Annotated in this window: 2 protein-coding genes; one reads left to right on the top strand and one right to left on the bottom strand. The window is 36.5% G+C overall.

What is annotated here, in order from left to right; translation table 11 throughout:
• The coding region (locus I3255_RS13255) for a hypothetical protein (protein WP_238039231.1) at positions 1–405 on the top strand (405 nt) is incomplete at its 5' end.
• Between the two features lie 490 nt (positions 406–895).
• Here I3255_RS13255 and I3255_RS13260 read toward each other — a convergent pair.
• Positions 896–1,402: a hypothetical protein gene (locus I3255_RS13260; RefSeq protein ID WP_238039232.1), complete on the bottom strand. Its 507-nt coding sequence runs from the start codon at positions 1,400–1,402 to the stop codon at positions 896–898.
• Positions 1,403–1,445 lie beyond the last annotated feature (43 nt).

The following is a 1,445-nucleotide window of genomic DNA, read 5'->3' on the forward strand; positions in this document are numbered from 1 at the left end:
TGTATCGAAGCTGTCTTAGGTTGGGCCATTTCTGCTGAGGGATTTATTAATCTAGCTTGGCAGACCTGTCCACACACAAAACAAATAGACGAAAGAGATTATAAATCCACGATTAGTAAAATTAAGTATCTTTGTAAAGTGAATGATATTAATTATGGTTCTCTGTCTTGGCGAGATTCGTTGTCACAACTATTTGAATTACGAAATAGTCTAGTTCATTTTAAAGTACCTATCACATATGTTGGTTTTAGTTTTGCTCCTAAATACCAACAAGATTTCTCAGATACAAATATGTTGAGATATCAAAAGTCTGTAATTAGTTTAATCAATGACTTAGGTAAAAAACTAAACATGGACGTAAGCTTTACTTCTGGTAATTATGAGCTTTTTTATTATGACGAGTAGCTATGAATAATATGCTTAACAAATAATTCAAGCTAATTCGTAACGCTCGGCGCTTTCGATTTCAATCGGTTTGGTGTTTACGGTGCGGTGTTTGATTAAGGTGACAGTGTTGCTCACAACTTGATTGGGCGTTATCCCTACTTTTTCTAATACCTACCAGCCCTAATAAAACAGAGTCTCTAACTCATTTCTGTCCACATTTGAGCTAGCTTCCATGGCTAGCTCAAATTTGCCCCAATTCCTTGTTGACAACGACAAAGCATATCAGTCTCACTTCAATAGTTTTCGATAGATTTTCTAATGCTGAATGAGAGGTTTGTAGAAATATCCCATTTTGTCGTATTTTCACGTTCGTGATTTTGTGGCGTATGATGATAACCTATTCAAACATGCGTTTATGCTGAATCCTATTGTCCGGTGGATCTGTAAAAAATACCAAAGAGGGGTGATTAATTGCCCCTCTTTGGGATCAAATAAATTGTTATGGATCTCAGTCTGAATGTAAGTTAGGTAGAATGCTTCTATGTCGGTATATCAGGCTCTTAGCCCAATCGGACATCTCTACTGTTGAGACACCAATCGCTCCTCCGACAAAAACTCTGGGATATTCAAGAACCCCTTTTCTAAGTAAGCTGTTGAGTTCGACTAAATCAGAATTAAAAGCGAGGCAGCTTTTTTGTTTAGCAGTAAAATTTTTAATTAGAAGGCATTCATTTTCACTTAGTTTTCTTAATTTCATCAAACGAATAGGGTACAAGAATATATATGGAACATAGCTCACCAACTTAAAAACAAAGAAGCAGCTATACATGCTGAGGGCTAAGTTTAGGCTCGATTGATGTCGTAGTAACACATCATAAAAAGGCGTGTGTTTAAATAGTTCAGGACCCGTTGCGACTACTAGCAATACTATAGCGGTCAGGTGGTACAAGAATGGAATTTTCCATAGTTTCTCAAATAAAGTGGTTACTGGCGTAATTAGTTTAGAGATTTCCATGTTCTCACCTCGTTTTGACTCGAAGAGTATTATACGAGGAAAA

The organism is Psychrobacter sp. Ps6, from assembly GCF_022129235.1.
GTDB lineage: Bacteria > Pseudomonadota > Gammaproteobacteria > Pseudomonadales > Moraxellaceae > Psychrobacter.

What these genes read in the sequence shown, in the direction of transcription:
- I3255_RS13260 (WP_238039232.1), bottom strand. Translation starts at nt 1,402, where the DNA reads ATGGAAATCTCTAAACTAATTACGCCAGTAACCACTTTATTTGAGAAA.